Raw genomic sequence first — 18,088 nt, forward strand, 5'->3', positions numbered from 1 at the left:
CTCTGGAAGGAATTCACTATGCAGACCAACTATACGCTCCCCGCCGAATGGGCTCCGCAGTGGGGTGTACAACTGACCTGGCCCCATCCAGAAAGTGACTGGGCACTCCGGCTGGATGAGGTCCTTCCGGTTTTTGTGCAGATTGCCAGGGAAATCAGTCTGCGCGAGCATCTGCTGGTGGCCTGCCATGACCGCGAAAGTTTACGGGATTGTGAACGGCGCCTGGAGAATGTCCACGCCAACATGTCCCACTGCCATCTGTATCTGGTGCCTAGCAATGACTCCTGGGCGCGTGATCACGGACCACTCACCCTTAAGAATTCAGCAGGGGAACGCAAATTGCTGGATTTTGGCTTTAATGCCTGGGGCCTCAAGTTTCGCGCCGACCTGGACAATCAGATTACGCGTCATCTCCATGCCCATCAGGCTTTTGGCAAATGTTCCCTGGAAATTTCGGGAATGGTGCTGGAAGGCGGCAGTATTGAAAGTGATGGTCATGGTACTTTGCTGACGACCAGCGCCTGCCTGCTTTCCGCCAATCGCAATCCACAATGGTCAGCTGCGGAAATTGAAAGCGCCTTATGCCTGCAGCTTGGCATGCAGCGCGTACTCTGGCTGCACAGTGGGCATCTGGAAGGCGATGATACCGATGCACACATCGATACTCTGGCGCGCTTTTGCAATCCGCATACCATCGCTTATCAAAGTTGTGATGATCCCAACGACAGTCACTTTGCGGCTTTGCAGCAAATGGCTGCGGAACTCAGCGCCCTGCGCAGTCATGATGGGCAGGCTTACCATCTGATTCCCCTCCCCTGGGCACAGGCGCAATGGGATGACGAGGACAACCGCTTGCCTCTGACTTATGCCAATTTTTTGATCCTCAATGGAGCCGTCTTACTCCCCGTCTATGATGATCCTGCGGATCATATTGCCGTCCAGCGTCTTCAAACGGCTTTCCCGGATCGTCAGATTGTGTCTATCCCCTGTCTGGAACTTGCCCGCCAACATGGCAGCCTGCACTGCGTAACCATGCAGCTGCCGGAGTAAGGTTTGAGCAAAGTCATCCGGGTTTACTCAATCAAACAGGCTCAGAAGACATGCATCATTGCCAGAATAAGCCCGGAGAAACATCGTTTTTTACGGAGGGCAATGGCAAGGTACAATGATCCACTAAGATGTTCCCCTGAGGTTTGACCTTACAGTTCAGATTGTATGCCTTGATGGGTAGTGTCTGCGCCATGGCAGCCTGACAAGCCTGTTGATCCTTGCCGGGACAAGTCTGATTAAAACCCATTAGACTCGCCGCTGCCCAGGCATGAATGGCAGGAAGATTTTCGCTGAGAGCTGCCGGATTCCTGACTAAAAGTGATAGTCGAGCTTCGGGGTCCAAGCCAGCAGGGGCCTGCCCGCCAGACATACCAAGATAAAGGTTATCGACCAGACCCATGACCTGCACATCGCCCTGATGATTAAGAATCATCAGGGACTGCACTTGTGCATTATGCGGCTGGAAACCCCAGATTAACTCGTTGCCATTTTTCAATGCGAGTCGGGGCAGAGGAAATAAATCCATCCCTTGCTTCAGCCGTTCCAGCAGAGGAACCGTTTTAGACCCATCCTGAATATATGCCTTACCCGCAAACTGCTGCAGACTGGACATTTTAATGGGTACGCGCAGGGATTTTTCTATTTGTGCTAGATCCCAGGACCATTTGCGCATCACCTGAAGCACACAGTTGCCGTTAGCACCACATTGCCGCAAGGCGACCTGATAGGCTTTATGCCCATTGACCAACTGCCTACACACGGGTGTACCAACACCCGCTGATCGCAGATCACGAACGTAACTAACCCCTACCGTACTATCCAATAGTGGCAGATTGTCTGTCCATTTTTTAGGCTTATATTCACAAATTGCCTTTTGAGTAGGACCAAGAGAACCTTTGCATGTAGTTGTGATGCTATCAGATGTTCCTGCCGCAATTGCTGGGCAATTCAATGAATTGTCAGCGGCATGAGCCACACCACCGAAACTGAGAAGCAAAGCTGTAAATTGTGCTATAAAAGAGGTTATTTTCATCTATTGCGATCTCCAGATTAGTACAAATTCAAAGTGCTATGCCCAGTCCAGGTATCGTAACACACGTTGCAAGACAGGATTTTCATTATAGGCCAGAGGCACTTTGGCTGGTGCACAAGGATCACCCTGCGATGGTAAATAATGATAATTGATAGCATCTCGTAGCATTTGTGCCCGCGCAAGAAAACGACTTTTATATTTTGCATATCGACCAACAGCGAGATTTTCAAGTTCTTTTGCTGCACCCAACCAGTCAGCCTGATAAAAAAGATGCGCAACACTGGATATGTAGGAATGAAACTTCATGTCCGTCAGCACAGTTTGTACAGAAGTAGGCATGGACCAAAAATTCATATTTGAAAGAGAGTTCTTCTTGAACAATGCTGCGGCATCCTCAGCGTAACCATGCCTCACCGCTGAAGAAATAAATTTGGCATTTTCTTCGCTCATATAAGGATATTTACCATTATCTCTGTAATAGTCATTCAATAACGATATCGCCGAATTTTTTGTTTTACCAATAAATGACCTGACTTTATCTAATATTAATTCAATATCTACATCATCAGGCTTACCATATTTCTTTTGCTCAATCTCCATATAACGTCTCAACCCTTCAATAGTCTGCTGTCCCAGGTCTACACCTTCACCTACCGTAACACCACTATTGCCTATGGCTTTCTGGATTTTTTCTCCCGTTATTTTATCTTTCTTGTATCGCGGTCCAAGATTCTCTCCTGTCTCCACATTGGTCCCAAACGCCCCGGGCACATAAAAATCATACATCATGCCTTCGGACTTTTGAATAAAATGATAATCCACCCGGTCCAGCGGGGTACAGTCTGCAACTGCAGCTACTGCAATGGCTTTGTCACTTCTGTAGCAATAATTCAACTCAGCCAGTCGTTTGCCATAGGCATCCGTTAGGCAAAAAACATCACCTTTACACTGGAGAGTTTCTTCCTTCCATTTAGACTGAGTTGTAGTCACATTATTTAAAGATTGATGATAATTTCCTTCTTTCTCCATTCTATTCGTCAATTGATTATAATCATGGGATACCTGTCGATCCATTTTTGCCAACTGCGCATCCTGGCAAACCGCTTTTTCAGTTTCAGTTTTTGCTGTTTTACAGTTGTAAGAAGTGGTATATTGAGTCGCATGTGCAAGCTGGGAGAAAAAAATACTTATCAGCAATACCCCACACAAATGTTGCCGATATTTACAGAAAAATTCCTGCTTGTCTTTATGGACTCCATATCTCATGAATTGTATTCCTCAGATCTGAGCGCAATATTTCACAAGGCCCATGGAATATCAAAAGTGGCCAAACAAAGCGCCACTGATGATCCTCAAGGTGCAAAATCTATAGTTCTAATGATAACAGGCGCCCAGCTCGGCTAAACGTTTCCCGTAAGCATCTGTTATACAGAAACTATCACCTTTGCACTGGATTTTCTCTTTTTTCCATTTTTCCTGAGAGACAAGGAGATAACTGAGATTTTTTTGTTGATTTCCACTTTTTTTCATATTGTTTACTAATTCATTATATTCCTGAGACAATTTCAGATTCAGGCTTGCCAATTTTTGATCCTTGCAAATCACCTGTTCTGTTACGGTATTTGCAGCCGCACAGTCGAATGAAGTAGCATATTGCGTGGCCATTTATCCTTGAGAAAAAAATAAACCCATCAGCAAATAACTGCTTAACCATAATCGATGTTTAATTTTAAGTTTTTCTGATGTACGTTTTTCTGCCGACATTAAATGACGGTCATAATTTTTCATCCTATTATTCGTTTCAAGCGATTCTTTCTGCAGGATCATACGCTTTGCTTCCTTATTCACCAGTCAACGGAATCATGGCCAATGCTTGCTTTAATGCATGCAAGCATTTCTTGCCATTGATTTTAACGACTTAGCAAACAAAATGTTAGATGTTCTTTAATCACATAAAGGATCATCCATTTGGATGTTTTATCAGATCTTTTTTGCGACCAGAATACTGCAGGGCAAACTTCTCAGGAGGGCTTTGGCAACAGATCCTTCCAGCCAGTGACCAAAGGAAAATTGGGGAATATGACCAATCACCAGTAAATCAGCGTGGATTTGTCGGGCATATTGGGCAATGGCCTCAGCGGGACTCCCCTCAACCGCTTGAGTATACACGCACAGGCCATTCTCACGGAGTTTTGTAGCGACCTCGTCCAGCCGGGTACGTATAGCCTCCCCTTCCCTACCCAGCATGTCTTCGGCACCTGCAGCTTGTGCCATCGCCATACCGCCGGTACTCACAATGACGCCAAACAAATGCAGTTCAGCCTGTGTGAGACCTGCAATATCTGTCGCCTGCTGCAGAGCGACACCACCTGAAGCACTCCCATCGTAAGCGACCATCACTTTCTGGAACATCAGCTTCTCCTTGCCGCCGCTTCCCGCTTTGGTGTACGAATAATCAACAACAAAGGGAAAATCGACAGCGTCATCACCATCATCAACCAGAAGTTATCAATATAGCCAATCATACTGGCCTGCCGGGTAATTTCATTATTGAGCAACATTTGCCCCATACCTGAATGAGGATTATACAGTTCTGCGACAGCAGGGTTTCCATAACCCGGATTGCGGCCATCAATATGCGCTGCCAGCGTAGCATGCGCAATTTGGGTGTTGCGGGTCAGCAGGGTTTCCACCAAGGAAATCCCCAGGCTGCTGCCGACATTGCGTACCAGACTATATATGGCCGTACCATTGGCGCGCATCTGGGGACTGAGCGTGGCGAAAGTAGCCGTGCTCAATGGCACGAACACCAGACCAATACCCAGGCCCTGCCAGACACCGGGCCAGATCACATCACCCTGACTGATCATCAGGCTGTAACCCTGCATTTCCCAGAGAGAAAAGGCCGTTATGCCAAAGCCAATAGCCAGCAACAGGCGCAAATCCACCTTACCCACCAACCGACCTACAATGAGCATGGCGAGCATGGTGCCTAAACCACTGGGGGCCGTTACCCACCCGGCAGCCTCGGCCGTGTAACCCATCAGATCCTGGAGCATGGTGGGAATCAGGGCACGCGAGGCAAAAAGCACCACCCCTACGATAAAAATGAATAGTAATCCGGTCACATAATTGCGATTCAAAATCAGACGATAATCAAAAAAAGAGTGCTCGGGTGGAGTGCGCCAGGTATGCCAGATAAAATAAATGGCTGCGAAACCGGCCAGATAGGCTTCCACCCAGATTTCCACCGAACTGAACCAGTTCAGTTGCTGCCCCCGATCCAGCAATAATTGCAGACCGCCAATGGCCACACTGAGACTGACAAAGCCAGCCATATCAAAGCGCATGCTGCGTCCCGGCGTATCGGCAGGAAACGATTTCCAGATACCCCAAAGTGCCAGGATACCTACTGGAACATTGATGAAAAATACCCAGCGCCAGCCCATGCTGTCAGTCAGCCAGCCACCCAGAGTCGGGCCGACAATCGGACCCACCATGACCCCCATACCCCACAATGCCATGGCCGAGCCCTGTTTTTCCCGGGGATTGATATCCAGCAAGGTGGTTTGTGAAAGCGGCACCAGGGCAGCGCCAAATACGCCCTGAAAAACCCGGGCAATGACAATTTCGAACAAGGAGGTGGAAATACCACACCACATGGAGGCCAGGGTAAAACCGGCCACTGAGGCCAGGAAAATATTGCGCTTACCAAAGCGGTCTACCAGCCAGCCGGTCAAGGGTGTGGCGATGGCGGTGGCAACAATATAGGATGTCAGCACCCAGCCGATCTGATTGAGCGAAACTGACAAGCTGCCCTGCATATGGGGCAGAGCCACATTGGCGATGGTGCTGTCCAGCGTCTGCATGATGGTGGCGAGCATGATGGCCAGGGTAATCAGCGGACGGTTCAGCCCTGCAGCATCCATGGGAACAGATGTCGAGATCATGGAATGGGATCTTCCAACGTCCTTTGCAGTTGCTGAAGGACTTCTGTTATCTGGCGTAGTACCTCAACGTCCAGTTCTTTGAGTTTTTCATGGCGGAAGTCCATCGCCACGCGCCGAACTTCCGCATACACCTCAATACCCTCTGGCGTGAGCAGTACGCGGCGGATACGACGATCATGGGCGTCTATTTCCCGGCGCAGCAGCCCCGCGCGCTGCAGACGATCGAGCATGGCCACCACGGTTGGTTGTTCTACCGACAAGCAGTGGGCCAACTCGGTTTGAGTCATTGGTGCGGGTGATTTCGCCAGATAAGCAATGCTCAACCAGCTGGCCTGGCTCAGACCCAACCCTTTCAGGCGGCGATCCAAAGCGTGTCGCCAGGCTCGCGCAGTGTCATGGAGCGCCAGAGCAAAATCCTGCTGTATCTGTTCTTCTGACATGGCCGCTCCTGGCTTGTTGGTTATATAGTTCGCAACCTTATACTTAGCTATCTAAGTAATTGCAAGAAAAAAATCGGCAGTGCGCGTAGCCGCATTACAGCGACTTTGCTCTACGCCGATTTCTATTTGGATCCGTCAGGCGATTTTTTTACCTTCAATTTCTACCCGAATATGGACTTTGTTGGAGAGTCCTTCGGGAAGATAGGCTTTCATGCCGTAATTACTGCGCTGAATGGTAGTAACGGCGACAAATCCGGACAAATACCCCCCCCAAGGCTTGGGAAGATATTTCACATCGCCAGCGCCGGTTTCCCTGACCCGAAACATTATCGCCCGGGTAACACCATGCAGGGTCAACTTGCCATAGAGATCGCCCGTCGTTTTGCTGATCGGCTGATAACGGGTGCTGACAAAAGTCACGTCAGGATATTTTTTGACATCAAAAAAGGTCGGACTGCGGAGATATTTATCGCGAGGGGCGAAGTTTGTAAAAATGCTGGCCGCCGGGATGACAATTTTGGCCGTGTCTTTGGCCGGATCCTGAGTGTTGACGGTATAAGTACCGGAAATCTTGTTGAAACGTCCGCTAAAGGGGCCAATACCCACATGACCAATGGTAAAATAAGCAGCGGAATGCTCTGGATCAATCTGATAGGTGCCACTCGGGTTACCCGTCAGCGCGTGGTAGTGCCCCACCGCAGCTGTGGCCGGCGCCGTTGTCGCCGCTTGGGCCGCTTCCTGCATCATCCCCAAACCCAGACCCAAGCTGATGGAAATGATGAGTAATCGTTTTGAACGCTTGTTTTGCATGATTTTACCCTCTTGCTAATTACCTGAGCCACCATAATTCTGGTAGTTCAAGAATTATAGTATTTATCACAGAGTAAGCATCAAGAGTTTTCAGCAAAAAGGTGCAGAACCAGAGCGGAGTTGATTTTTCACCCGACGCCAGTCTGGCATGGCCGCATCGAGGATGCTCCTGAAACGATCATTGTGCAGGCGCTCCAGCAAATGAGCCATTTCATGTAACACCACATATTCCAGACAAATTTCTGCGTAGCGGGCAAGCTCCAGGCCAAGCCAGATGCGCCGCGCGCGGATGTTGCAGGTACCCCAGCGAGTGCGCATGCGTTTAACGCCCCACTCAGCCACCTGCACACCCAGAATCGGTTCATAGCGGGCAACAATTTCCGGAATGCGGTCTTTCAGTGACTGACGATAATACTTGTGGAGCAAGGCCTGTCGTTCAGCTTGTGCCGCTTCGGGCGGACAGTACATCTCCATAAAGGCAGCGTCGCGCAATTCAATACGGCCGCGACCAGCCACTGCATGCACCCGGAGTATATAGTCCTGTCCCAAATAGGAATGGGTTTCGCCGGATTGATATTCCAGAACCGGTGACGGAGTCTGATGCTGAAATTGCTGCTGGTGCTGCCTGATCCAGGACAAACGGGCCAGAATGGCCGCACGAATGTCTCCATCTGTCATCGCCCAGGGCGCACTGACTCTTACCTCCCCGTCAGGGGGATAAACCATAATGCGCAAATTCTTGACCGCCTTGCGCGTCAGCTGCAGGTTCAGATCAGCCACCTGAACCATGGTTTTTTCCGGATTGCGCATGAGCCACATCAGGGGAAACGATTCAGGCGGTAGGTCGCGGCATTCAGATACAGCGCCACGCAGAGCCAGAGTAAATAAGGCACCAACAACCAGGCGGCCAGCGGCGTGATCCACATGAAAACCAGGAAACAAGCCAACACCAGGAGCAGGAGCAAAACCAGGTCTGCTAGGGCCCAAAGCACCTGATGCCGCCCGAAAAACAGCCATGACCATGCGGCATTACAGAGCAACTGCAGGCCATACAAAGACAAACCCACTGTTCGTAATGGACTGGCCGGGCTGACATAAATCAACGCTGCGGCAAAAGCCATGATGATGTACAGCAGCGTCCAGACTACTGGAAAAACCCAGGGTGGAGGCGTGCCCTTGGGCTTTTGGAGGCGCGTATACCAGGCGTCCGGCCGAAACAGTGACCCCGTTGTCGCTACCGCCAGGGTAATAGCCAGACTAATCAGGGAAACCAGTGCAAAGTGATCCATGTTCATTTAAGTCGTCGCCCCGCCAAGAAAACGGAATGGCAGATTTTCAGAAGTCTGCAAATTTTATTGCCCGGCAGTGGTTCCGGGAATGCCCACTGAAGCCTTCCACTGCTGCATCTTGCTGATCAGCGGTGACTCCGCGCAAGACTGGGCACTGAGAGAACTACAGGCACTGGCCCATTCACCAGTTACACCGAAAAACTTGGCGGCGGATTGCATTTGCTGTGCCTGAGCACCAGTCGCCGTGGCGCTCATGCTCTGATACTGCGTAGCCCGCGTTTTTGCCCAAGTTGACACATTCTGCCAGCAGTCACTTTGCGCTGTCGAACTCAAAGCAGCACATTTTGCGCTGTCCTGTCGAGCTTTGACCATATCCTGCTGCCACTTTCCAGAAAAGGAAGACGTTGCCGTATTGAGCTGCTGCTGCACTGCGCCTTGGGCACTACTGACTGCCTGATTCGCAGAATTTTTGGCATTTTCCACCGTCCGGGTGACGGGTAGGGTGACAGATTGCGCGGCGCTGGATATGGCGGGGGTAGAAGATGCCAGAGGCGTCAAGGGTAAAGTCGTAGACGAATAATTCACGCTGGGGGCCGAAGGAGCGGGTAAAGTTTTTGGCTGCGACAGAGGCTGGGCAGGGACCTGCAAGGTAGGCGCGGGTGCACTGTAGCTGGATGGCGTGCTAATAGCCGAGGGCACAGGATAAGTATTTTCGGCCTGCGGACCCAAGCCATTATTAGTCGCTGAACCACAGCCAGACAGGGCCAACACGACTCCAGCAAACAACAACGAACTCTGAATGCGACGCATACGGAACCACTCCTTTTGGAATTATGAACAGCTGATCATGGTCACAAGCTTAACATCACTTTCCACACACTCAAGCACTTATCGTTGTGTAATGCTTACCGCCGCCACTTTTTTCGGAATGAATGTGCCGACAACTGCGTTGACCAGTGCCCGGCATATCCCTAGAATATGGGCAATCTATGCGGGAGGGGACACCCTCCCTTTTTTGCATCTTCCATGGTAGACGAGGTGAGAAAGTGCAGGCGGTCCTGGCATTGGCAGACGGCAGTATCTACCGGGGTACAGGCTTTGGCAGCAAGGGTCTGGCCGTCGGTGAAATCTGTTTTAATACAGCGATGACGGGTTACCAGGAAATCTTGACGGATCCTTCCTATCGCGGCCAAATCGTGACCTTGACCTATCCGCATATTGGCAACACCGGGATCAACCCCGAAGACATGGAAGGATCAAAAATATTCTGCTCGGCTCTGGTACTGCGTAATTTACCTCGTACCCCCAGTAACTGGCGCAGTAACCAGACTCTCCCCGATTTTCTGACCCAGCAGGGTATTCCCGCCATTGCCGGTATCGATACCCGCGCACTCACCCGCCGCCTGCGCAATGGCGGCGCTCAGAATGCGGCTTTGCTGGTTGGCGCTGAGGTGAATGAAAGCGAAGCCCTGGCTGCCGCGCGCGGATTTCCCGGCTTGCTGGGTCGGGATCTGGTGCAGGACGTGGCAGCGCAAAAATCTTCGGAATGGCTTTTGGCCAGTGGCCAGCCCGAACAGGGTTATCAGGCGCGGCCCATCAGCCATCCGCAATATCATGTAGTGGTTTACGATTTCGGCAAAAAGAATAACATATTGCGTCTGCTCGCCGACCGCGCCTGCCGGATTACCCTGGTGCCTGCCAAAACACCGGCAGCTGAAGTCGTCGCCCTGCGCCCAGATGGGGTGCTGTTCTCCAATGGGCCGGGAGATCCCGAGGCCCTCGATTATGCCCAGCAAGCCATGCGCGACATCATTGCGGCACGAATACCCACTTTTGGGCTCTGTCTGGGACATCAGCTACTCGGCATCGCCCTGGGTGCCAAAACCATCAAAATGAAATTCGGGCATCATGGTGCCAATCATCCGGTCAAAGACCTGCGCAGTGGCAGGGTATTAATTACCAGTCAAAACCACGGTTTTGCGGTGGACGCCCAAAGCTTGCCGGACTGCGTGCGTATTACGCATACCTCCCTGTTTGATGGCAGTTTGCAGGGCATGGCCCATAACAGTCTCCCGGTTTTTTCCTTTCAGGGACATCCGGAAGCAGGACCCGGCCCCCACGATGCCAGCATCATTTTTGATGATTTCGTAGCTGCCATGCATCAATACGGAGCCCAAACCCATGCCTAAGCATCAAGACATTCACAGCGTCCTGCTGATTGGCGCCGGCCCCATTGTCATTGGTCAGGCCTGCGAATTTGATTACTCGGGAGTTCAAGCCTGCAAGGCATTGCGCGAGGAAGGCTGCCGCGTCATTCTGGTCAATTCCAACCCGGCGACCATCATGACCGACGCGCAAACGGCTGATGCGACCTATATTGAGCCTGTGGAGTGGCAGACAGTAGCGCGCATCATCGAAATGGAGCGCCCGGATGCCATCTTGCCGACGATGGGTGGCCAGACTGCTCTGAATTGTGCGCTGGATCTCCACCGTGAGGGCATTCTGGAAAAGTTCGGGGTACGCCTGATCGGGGCCTCGGTAGAAGCCATTCGCGAAGCCGAGGATCGGGGTCTGTTCAAAAAAGCCATGCAGGAGATTGGCCTGGAAGTGGCGCGTTCAGCTTTTGGGCACGATATGGACGGAGCCCGCCAAATTGCCGAAGATATTGGTTTTCCGGTCATTATTCGACCTTCGTTCACTCTGGGCGGCACGGGTGGCGGCATTGCCTACAATCGCGAGGAGTTTGAGGATATTGCCTCGCGGGGTCTGGAGGCCAGCCCTACCCACGAAATTCTCATTGAAGAATCCATAATTGGCTGGAAAGAATTTGAAATGGAGGTGGTCCGGGATCAAGCAGATAATTGTATTATTGTCTGCTCTATCGAAAACATCGACCCCATGGGGATTCATACCGGTGACTCTATTACCGTAGCTCCCGCCCAGACCCTCACTGACCGTGAATATCAACGGATGCGTGACGCTTCCATAGCTGTCCTGCGCCGCATTGGCGTGGACACCGGCGGTTCCAATGTCCAGTTTGCGGTGAATCCGGTGGATGGTCGCCTGATTATCATCGAAATGAATCCGCGCGTTTCCCGCTCCTCCGCCCTGGCATCCAAGGCTACCGGCTTCCCCATTGCCAAAATTGCGGCCAAGCTGGCCCTAGGATACACCCTGGACGAATTGCGCAATGATATCACTCAGGCCACTCCTGCCAGTTTTGAACCGACCATCGACTATGTAGTCACCAAAATACCCCGCTTTGCTTTCGAAAAATTCCCGGAAGCCGACGCGCACCTGACCACCCAGATGAAATCTGTGGGGGAAGTGATGGCCATTGGCCGGAGTTTTCAGGAATCCCTGCAAAAAGCCCTGCGCGGCCTCGAAACCGGGGTCGATGGACTGGATGAAAAACTGCCGGGCAATGATCCAGAGACCTTGCAGAAGCTCGAGCAGGAGCTGCGCATAGCCGGTCCGGATCGCCTCTGGTACCTGGCCGACGCCATCCGCCGGGGCTGGGATCAGGACAAAATCCAGCAGATCACACATATAGATCCCTGGTTTCTTGAACAAATTATTGAGCTGGTACGACAGGAAGAAAAACTGCGTGGAATGCCGCTGTCCAGCCTTGATGCACCCCACTTGCGGGCACTCAAGGCCATGGGTTTTTCGGATCGTCGCCTGGCCCGACTGCTGGGCTGCCGTGAATCCCAAATGCGCGAACAGCGCCACAAACTGGGTATTCGCCCCGTTTACAAGCGCGTAGATACCTGTGCGGCAGAATTTCATTCGCCAACGCCCTATCTCTACTCCACGTACGAAATGGAATGTGAGGCGGAGCCTGGAAGCAAACCCAAAATCATGATTTTGGGCGGTGGTCCTAATCGCATTGGTCAGGGTATTGAGTTTGACTATTGTTGCGTCCATGCCAGCATGGCGCTCCATGCCGATGGTTTTGAAACCATTATGGTCAACTGCAATCCGGAAACCGTGTCTACCGATTATGACACTTCCGATCGCCTTTATTTTGAGCCCCTGACCCTGGAAGACGTGCTGGAAATTGTCGCAGTGGAAAAACCTCAGGGCGTCATTGTTCAGTTTGGCGGCCAGACCCCTCTCAAACTGGCCAACGATCTTGAAGCAGCCGGCGTACCCATCATCGGTACGACTCCGGATTCCATTGATCTGGCTGAAGATCGCGAACGCTTTCAGCAACTGCTGCAGCGCCTGGGTCTCCGTCAGCCGGAAAACGCCATTGCCCGCAGTGCCCCGGAAGCATTGAGCAAAGCCAGGGAACTGGGTTATCCGCTGGTTGTTCGTCCCTCTTATGTACTGGGTGGCCGGGCCATGCGTATTGTTTACGCTGAAGCAGACCTGCAGCGTTACATGGAAGAAGCCGTCCGTATTTCCAACGATCAGCCCATTCTCCTGGACCGCTTTCTCAATGATGCTCTGGAAGTGGACATCGATGCCGTTGCCGACCAGGATGGCCAGGTCATTGTTGCGGGGATCATGGAACATATTGAGCAGGCTGGCGTTCATAGCGGCGACTCGGCCTGCTGTTTGCCGCCCTTCTCTCTCCCTGAAAACATCCAGATTGAATTGCGGCGGCAAACCGTGGAACTGGCTCTGGCTTTGGGTGTGGTTGGCCTCATGAACTGCCAGTTTGCGGTGCAGGAAGACCGGATTTACGTCCTTGAGGTCAATCCCCGCGCCTCCCGAACCGTGCCATTTGTCTCGAAGGCCACGGGCTGGCAACTGGCTAAAATTGCCTCACGCTGCATGACCGGCCAGAGCCTGAAAACCCAAGGCATACCCGAAATCCCCAATCCTCCGCATTTCAGCGTCAAGGAAGCCGTATTTCCTTTCATCAAATTCCCTGGCGTCGATATTTTGCTGGGGCCCGAAATGAAATCTACCGGCGAGGTCATGGGCATCGGGGCCAGCTTTGGTGAGGCTTTTCTCAAGGCGCAAATGGGTGCCGGTGAGCATTTTCCATCCTCCGGAACCGTATTTATCAGCGTCCGCGATGCCGACAAAGTGAAACTCACCCCTGCCGCTCGCACCTTGGCCCACCTGGGTTTTCAACTGATCGCCACCAAAGGGACGGCCGAACACCTCCGCCAGCAGGGTCTGGAAGTAAGCACAGTCAACAAGGTGACCGAAGGTCGGCCGCACATTGTAGATGCCATCAAAAATGGTAAAGTACAAATCATCATCAATACCGTGGATGAGCGTCAGTCTGTGCGTGATTCCTTCAGTATCCGCCGGGCTGCCTTACAAATGGGCCTGACCTATTACACCACTCTGGCAGGTGCCATTGCGGGGGCGGAAGCTATTCGTGCCCTGATGCGGGAAGAGCGCAGCGTTCTTCGTCTCCAGGATTTGCAACAAAACTAACCAGTACGAGAGGTTAACATGAGCGATAAAGTCCCCATGACTGTCATCGGCGCACAACGTTTGCGCGAAGAATTACAACGGCTGAAATCCGTAGAACGGCCCGCCGTCATTGAGGCTATTGCCGAAGCCCGTGCCAAGGGCGACCTTTCGGAAAATGCCGAATATGACGCCGCCAAGGAACAGCAGGCGTTTATTGAAGGACGCATTCGTGAGGTGGAGGATTTTCTCGCCCGCGCCCAGGTCATAGACCCCAAGACGCTGAATACCGGTGGAAAAATTGTATTTGCTGCAACTGTCGAGCTGGAAGACGCAGAAGGCAAGGAAGTAACTTATCAGATTGTAGGAGATGCCGAAGCGGACATTAAGGAAAATAAAATTTCCATCAGTTCGCCCATTGCCCGCGCCCTGATTGGTAAACACGAAGGCGATCTGGTAGAAGTGCGCGCCCCTGCAGGTGCCCGCGAGTACACCATTCTCGCCGTACGCTACGAATAAAAACCAGCCTGAGAGCATCCTATCGTGATCCATCATATCTACCTGTTGTTGCTGGCCATGCTGCAAGGGGTTACCGAGCTGTTTCCCATCTCCAGCCTCGGGCACATTATTCTCGTTCCGGCCCTGCTGCACTGGCCCATCAATCGCGACGCGGACTGGTTTTTGCCTTTTGTGGTGGTACTGCATCTTGCCACCGCCGCCGCCCTCCTGCTGTTTTTCTGGAAAGACTGGGCAGCCCTGATTGGTGGCTTTGTACGGGCGCGGGGCAAGCCCAGCAATCCCCAGTCGCGATTATTGTGGATACTGTTCGTTGCTTCCATTCCTGCGGGTCTTCTCGGCCTCCTTCTCGCCCATAAAATCCGCTATCTTTTTGGCGGTTTCACTTTTGCGGCCGTTGCATTGATGGCAAACGGAATCATGCTGATCTGGGGTGACCGATTACGCTCCCGTCATCCCAGTCATTCACTGGATAACCTAAGCTGGATGCGCGCCATCATTATTGGCTTTGCTCAATCCATGGCTCTGATTCCCGGGTTTTCCCGTTCTGGTGCCACTCTGGTGGCCGGGATTGGCGTAGGACTGGATTATGAAAACTCTGCCCGTTTTTCCTTTTTACTGGCAACACCGATTATTGCGGCTGCCGGTGCGTTGGAAGTACCCAAACTTTTTCACGCCCACATGCAAAGCGGCTTGTTGGGAACCATTTTCCTGGCAGGGGCCCTCGCTGGACTTTGTGCCTGGGGTTCAGTCTGGTTTCTGATGCATTACTTCCACAAACACGAAGTTACCGCCTTGCGCCCCTTCGGAATTTACTGCATCGGTTTCGGGGCGCTGGCATTGCTGATAGGCGGCTAAAAACTGTGCTTGGGAAAGTTCAGGAATGACTATCCGGAGCAAGTAATAAGGCCATGCGTTTACCATTCCAGCTCTGAATCGCCAGAATAATACCCACTGCGGTGAGAATGTAAAACACGCCTTGGTCTCCCGCGAGGCCAAGACCCCATCCTCCCAACACACCGCCCACAAAAATACCCAGAAACTGCATCATGGAATACACGCCACTGGAGGCACCACGCTGTTCGGGAAGGGTGCTGCGGCTCATCATCGAAGGCAATATCGCAGAAGCAATATTATAGCCGGCAAAGAAAATAACCGCGCCAATGCCTACGGGCCAAAAATTTCCGGATTCCAGTCCCATAATCAGGGCTCCAACCGCAATGGCGAGGCCGCTGACAATCAGCATCTGACCGTGTTGCTTGTTTTTTTCCGCATAAATTACCGGAAACAGCATGAGCAGCACCGAAAGCAGCATGACCGGCAAATACACTTCCCAGATGCCACTTTCGGGAATGTGCATGGCATTGACCAGCTCCGGAGAAAGCACCACAAAGCTCGCACCCAGAACCATCTGCAAAATGAAAATTCCAACACTGGCCGTGAGTACCGGTGGATGGCGGAACATTTTCATGGCATCCACCCAGCTACCCATACGATTCTGCTGCGCGTGCGAAATAGGTGGAATAATTTTCCAGAGCGGATATAGCGCCAGCACTCCCAGTGCCGCCGCAACCAGGAACACCCCGGTCAAACCCCAAAGTCCGTAAAATACCGGACCGATAGCAATACCCAGCACATAGGCAACAGCAATACTGCCACCAATGGCCGCCATGGCTTTGGTACGATGCTGATCGCCGGTCAGGTCTCCAGCCGTAGCCAGAAGCACCGAAGACACGGCACCGGCACCTTGCAGTAACCGCGCCAGAATAATGCCATAAATATTGTGGGTCACTGCGCCCAGCAATGAGCCCAGAATAAAAAGGATGATGCCGAAAACCAGCACCTTTTTCCGTCCAAAGCGGTCGGAGGCTGCCCCGAAAGGAAATTGCAAAGCAGCCTGGGCAAGCCCGTAAACTCCAATAGCCAGACCCAGCAACAGGGGCGTACTGTATCGTAACTGGTCATTATCGAGGGCCAGCACTGGCATGAGCATAAACAGGCCGAGCATGCGCGCGACATAAATAAAGCTCAGGCCACTGACAGCCCGTTTTTCCTGCGGACTCATGGACGGGCCTTTCACCCGTCCACGGCGTTTTTCAGAAGAAGCCATAACCCATCACTAGTTTACCAAGGATCAGGGCAGTATAAAGCAAAAACAGATAAGAGATGGAATAAGCGAACATGCTGCGGGCGTATTGATCCATTTCCTGGCCTTCGGGCAGGGCTTTCAGGCGTAAGGCCATGCCCACAAACCAGGCGCCCGAGAGCCAGGCAATGCCGCCGTAGATCCAGTCTCCGGTCAGAAACGCCGGGATCATGCTGACCACCCAGGTGAGGATGGCGTAGTTCAGGACTTCCTTGCGGGTCCGGTCGATGCCGTGGGTGCAGGGCAGCATGGGTATGCAGGCTTTGGCGTAGTCGCGCCGGCAGTTGATGGCCAGGGGCCAGAAGTGCGCGGGGGTCCAGACAAACACCAGCAGGACCAGAACCACCGGGAGGGCGGCGATGCTGCCGGTGATGGCGGTCCAGCCAATCAGGGGGGGCAAGGCACCCGCCAGTCCACCCCAGACAATGTTCCAGGGGGTGCTGGGTTTGAGGTAGAGGGTGTAGACCACGCCGTAGCCGACGGTGCCGGCCAGGGTCAGAATCAGGGTCAGGGGGTTGGTGCCCCAGGCGAGAATGGCAATGGCGGCGGTCATGAGCAGAGCGGCGTAGACGATGGCGCCCCGGCGGCTGATGCGCCCTTCGGCGAGCGGTCGGTGCAGGGTGCGGCGCATGTGCTGGTCGAGGTCCGGTTCGACGATCTGGTTGAGCACGCCGCCCGCACCACCGGCCAGGGCAATGCCGAACAGTCCGGCGAGAGCGGACTGCCAGTGGATCAGGGCGTTGGGGGCGAGTATTTCGCCGACGGCGGCGGTGAAGACCAGCAGGGAGACGACCCGGGCTTTGGCCAGGACCCAGAGGTCATGGAGAAAGAGGCCGGGGCGAAAATTCTGGTGGCGGGCGGCTTCTGTTCCTGCGGCCGACAGAAGGCCGTCGGGGTCGCTGGGGGTAGCGGTGATCACGTGACTTTTCATGGGGGTTCCTGTGGCCGTGTCTCAGCGCCAGACCAGGACAATGGCCAGGGCCATGAGCAATACCATGCTCTGGTGAAAGGCGACCATGATGCCGGGGTCTTTGGGTTTGAGGCTGACGGCGTGAAAAAGTAAAAATCCAACCGCGAACTGCCCGACAGCCAGATAGAAGGCAATCGGGTAGGCGGGCATCATGTAGCCCAGAGTGGCGACCAGAATGAGGCCCGCCGTGATGTGGGCGGCAATGGTCCACTGCGAGGCTTTCCGGGGTTGTACGAAGGCGCCGATCGCGGTGCCGAAGCCGCGTTGTCCGGTGGTCATGCCCCCCAGAAAGACCGCGAGCAGCAGGGCATGGAGCGCGCCCATGGCACCGAGATAAGTCCAGAAATTGAGACCGGGGTAGGCCAGCCCGGTGAGGTAAACCAGGAACACGCCATAAGCCAGCAAGCCATGGGTGCCGTGCACAAAAGCCGGGGCCCGACCGGCGAGCACGTAGAGGGTGCCCATGCCAAACAGGGCGGTCACGACAATCAGAATCAGACCACTGATG

At 53.0% G+C, this 18,088-nt stretch carries 17 protein-coding genes and 1 pseudogene; 5 read left to right on the plus strand and 13 right to left on the minus strand.

What is annotated here, in order from left to right; translation table 11 throughout:
• Window positions 1–18 precede the first annotated feature (18 nt).
• Window positions 19–1,050 carry an agmatine/peptidylarginine deiminase gene (locus H7F08_RS03440; RefSeq protein WP_193639869.1) on the plus strand — a complete coding sequence of 344 codons (1,032 nt, stop codon included), beginning with the start codon at window positions 19–21 and terminating at the stop codon, window positions 1,048–1,050.
• Window positions 1,051–1,105: 55 nt separating this feature from the next.
• On the opposite strand, the gene H7F08_RS03445 is transcribed toward H7F08_RS03440, so the two are convergent.
• The 10 genes from H7F08_RS03445 to H7F08_RS03490 all read right to left on the minus strand — a co-directional run bounded on the left by H7F08_RS03445 (window position 1,106) and on the right by H7F08_RS03490 (window position 9,382).
• On the minus strand, window positions 1,106–1,810 hold the full coding sequence (locus tag H7F08_RS03445; RefSeq protein WP_193639870.1) for a hypothetical protein: 705 nt from the start codon (window positions 1,808–1,810) through the stop codon (window positions 1,106–1,108).
• A 309-nt stretch (window positions 1,811–2,119) separates the two neighbouring features.
• On the minus strand, window positions 2,120–3,349 hold the full coding sequence (locus H7F08_RS03450; RefSeq protein WP_193639871.1) for a pesticin C-terminus-like muramidase: 1,230 nt from the start codon (window positions 3,347–3,349) through the stop codon (window positions 2,120–2,122).
• A gap of 108 nt (window positions 3,350–3,457) precedes the next feature.
• Window positions 3,458–3,748: a lysozyme inhibitor LprI family protein gene (locus H7F08_RS03455; protein WP_193639872.1), complete on the minus strand. Its 291-nt coding sequence runs from the start codon at window positions 3,746–3,748 to the stop codon at window positions 3,458–3,460.
• A 315-nt stretch (window positions 3,749–4,063) separates the two neighbouring features.
• Entirely contained in the window at window positions 4,064–4,495 is a 432-nt protein-coding gene (locus tag H7F08_RS03460) for a universal stress protein (protein ID WP_065973913.1), read from the minus strand.
• Window positions 4,495–6,033, minus strand: a complete 1,539-nt coding sequence (locus H7F08_RS03465; RefSeq protein ID WP_193639873.1) for a DHA2 family efflux MFS transporter permease subunit — start codon at window positions 6,031–6,033, stop codon at window positions 4,495–4,497. The genes H7F08_RS03460 and H7F08_RS03465 overlap by 1 nt, the downstream gene beginning before the upstream one ends.
• The gene (locus H7F08_RS03470) at window positions 6,030–6,473 is read right to left on the minus strand and encodes a MarR family winged helix-turn-helix transcriptional regulator (RefSeq protein WP_075322322.1); all 444 of its coding nucleotides are present in this window, start codon (window positions 6,471–6,473) and stop codon (window positions 6,030–6,032) included. Before H7F08_RS03470 ends, H7F08_RS03465 begins: the two co-directional genes overlap by 4 nt.
• 135 nt (window positions 6,474–6,608) lie before the next feature.
• A complete protein-coding gene (locus tag H7F08_RS03475) occupies window positions 6,609–7,283 on the minus strand; it encodes a YceI family protein (RefSeq protein ID WP_075322321.1) in 675 nt (224 codons plus the stop codon).
• Window positions 7,284–7,373: 90 nt separating this feature from the next.
• The gene (locus H7F08_RS03480) at window positions 7,374–8,093 is read right to left on the minus strand and encodes a M48 family metallopeptidase (RefSeq protein ID WP_226860458.1); all 720 of its coding nucleotides are present in this window, start codon (window positions 8,091–8,093) and stop codon (window positions 7,374–7,376) included.
• An 8-nt stretch (window positions 8,094–8,101) separates the two neighbouring features.
• Window positions 8,102–8,578, minus strand: a complete 477-nt coding sequence (locus H7F08_RS03485; RefSeq protein ID WP_215858079.1) for a TspO/MBR family protein — start codon at window positions 8,576–8,578, stop codon at window positions 8,102–8,104.
• 57 nt (window positions 8,579–8,635) lie between these two features.
• Window positions 8,636–9,382: a hypothetical protein gene (locus tag H7F08_RS03490; RefSeq protein ID WP_193639874.1), complete on the minus strand. Its 747-nt coding sequence runs from the start codon at window positions 9,380–9,382 to the stop codon at window positions 8,636–8,638.
• A gap of 236 nt (window positions 9,383–9,618) precedes the next feature.
• Between H7F08_RS03490 and carA the strand changes: the two genes are divergently transcribed.
• Genes carA through H7F08_RS03510 form a run of 4 tightly spaced genes read left to right on the plus strand, consistent with a single transcriptional unit; the run spans window position 9,619 to window position 15,322 of the window.
• Window positions 9,619–10,761 (plus strand): glutamine-hydrolyzing carbamoyl-phosphate synthase small subunit, encoded by a 1,143-nt coding sequence (gene carA, locus H7F08_RS03495; protein ID WP_193639875.1) that lies wholly within the window; start codon window positions 9,619–9,621, stop codon window positions 10,759–10,761.
• Window positions 10,754–13,972 carry a carbamoyl-phosphate synthase large subunit gene (gene carB, locus H7F08_RS03500; RefSeq protein ID WP_075322317.1) on the plus strand — a complete coding sequence of 1,073 codons (3,219 nt, stop codon included), beginning with the start codon at window positions 10,754–10,756 and terminating at the stop codon, window positions 13,970–13,972. Before carA ends, carB begins: the two co-directional genes overlap by 8 nt.
• A gap of 18 nt (window positions 13,973–13,990) precedes the next feature.
• Window positions 13,991–14,467, plus strand: coding sequence for a transcription elongation factor GreA (gene greA, locus H7F08_RS03505; protein WP_024894126.1), 477 nt, complete (start codon window positions 13,991–13,993; stop codon window positions 14,465–14,467).
• 24 nt (window positions 14,468–14,491) lie between these two features.
• Window positions 14,492–15,322: an undecaprenyl-diphosphate phosphatase gene (locus tag H7F08_RS03510; RefSeq protein WP_010636930.1), complete on the plus strand. Its 831-nt coding sequence runs from the start codon at window positions 14,492–14,494 to the stop codon at window positions 15,320–15,322.
• A gap of 19 nt (window positions 15,323–15,341) precedes the next feature.
• Here the strand turns inward: H7F08_RS03510 and H7F08_RS03515 are convergent, their stop codons facing one another.
• The 3 genes and pseudogenes from H7F08_RS03515 to H7F08_RS03525 form a co-directional block, all read right to left on the minus strand.
• Window positions 15,342–16,529, minus strand: a complete 1,188-nt coding sequence (locus tag H7F08_RS03515; RefSeq protein ID WP_193639886.1) for an MFS transporter — start codon at window positions 16,527–16,529, stop codon at window positions 15,342–15,344.
• A 31-nt stretch (window positions 16,530–16,560) separates the two neighbouring features.
• A complete protein-coding gene (locus H7F08_RS03520) occupies window positions 16,561–17,541 on the minus strand; it encodes a heme o synthase (RefSeq protein ID WP_193639876.1) in 981 nt (326 codons plus the stop codon).
• 21 nt (window positions 17,542–17,562) lie between these two features.
• Window positions 17,563–18,088 (minus strand): annotated as a pseudogene (locus H7F08_RS03525) (cytochrome C oxidase assembly protein); the annotation flags it as partial.

The sequence above is a fragment of the Acidithiobacillus sp. HP-11 genome (assembly GCF_015100075.1).
Lineage (GTDB): Bacteria > Pseudomonadota > Gammaproteobacteria > Acidithiobacillales > Acidithiobacillaceae > Acidithiobacillus > Acidithiobacillus thiooxidans.

Bases quoted from the DNA above. Each gene is read 5' to 3' on its own strand.
- H7F08_RS03515 (WP_193639886.1), bottom strand. From the start codon at position 16,529: ATGAGTCCGCAGGAAAAACGGGCTGTCAGTGGCCTGAGCTTTATTTAT.
- H7F08_RS03475 (WP_075322321.1), bottom strand. From the start codon at position 7,283: ATGCAAAACAAGCGTTCAAAACGATTACTCATCATTTCCATCAGCTTG.
- H7F08_RS03470 (WP_075322322.1), bottom strand. From the start codon at position 6,473: ATGTCAGAAGAACAGATACAGCAGGATTTTGCTCTGGCGCTCCATGAC.
- greA (WP_024894126.1), top strand. From the start codon at position 13,991: ATGAGCGATAAAGTCCCCATGACTGTCATCGGCGCACAACGTTTGCGC.
- H7F08_RS03520 (WP_193639876.1), bottom strand. From the start codon at position 17,541: ATGAAAAGTCACGTGATCACCGCTACCCCCAGCGACCCCGACGGCCTT.
- H7F08_RS03465 (WP_193639873.1), bottom strand. From the start codon at position 6,033: ATGATCTCGACATCTGTTCCCATGGATGCTGCAGGGCTGAACCGTCCG.
- H7F08_RS03440 (WP_193639869.1), top strand. From the start codon at position 19: ATGCAGACCAACTATACGCTCCCCGCCGAATGGGCTCCGCAGTGGGGT.
- carB (WP_075322317.1), top strand. From the start codon at position 10,754: ATGCCTAAGCATCAAGACATTCACAGCGTCCTGCTGATTGGCGCCGGC.
- H7F08_RS03450 (WP_193639871.1), bottom strand. From the start codon at position 3,349: ATGAGATATGGAGTCCATAAAGACAAGCAGGAATTTTTCTGTAAATAT.
- H7F08_RS03455 (WP_193639872.1), bottom strand. From the start codon at position 3,748: ATGGCCACGCAATATGCTACTTCATTCGACTGTGCGGCTGCAAATACC.
- H7F08_RS03460 (WP_065973913.1), bottom strand. From the start codon at position 4,495: ATGTTCCAGAAAGTGATGGTCGCTTACGATGGGAGTGCTTCAGGTGGT.
- H7F08_RS03485 (WP_215858079.1), bottom strand. From the start codon at position 8,578: ATGAACATGGATCACTTTGCACTGGTTTCCCTGATTAGTCTGGCTATT.
- H7F08_RS03490 (WP_193639874.1), bottom strand. From the start codon at position 9,382: ATGCGTCGCATTCAGAGTTCGTTGTTGTTTGCTGGAGTCGTGTTGGCC.
- H7F08_RS03480 (WP_226860458.1), bottom strand. From the start codon at position 8,093: ATGCGCAATCCGGAAAAAACCATGGTTCAGGTGGCTGATCTGAACCTG.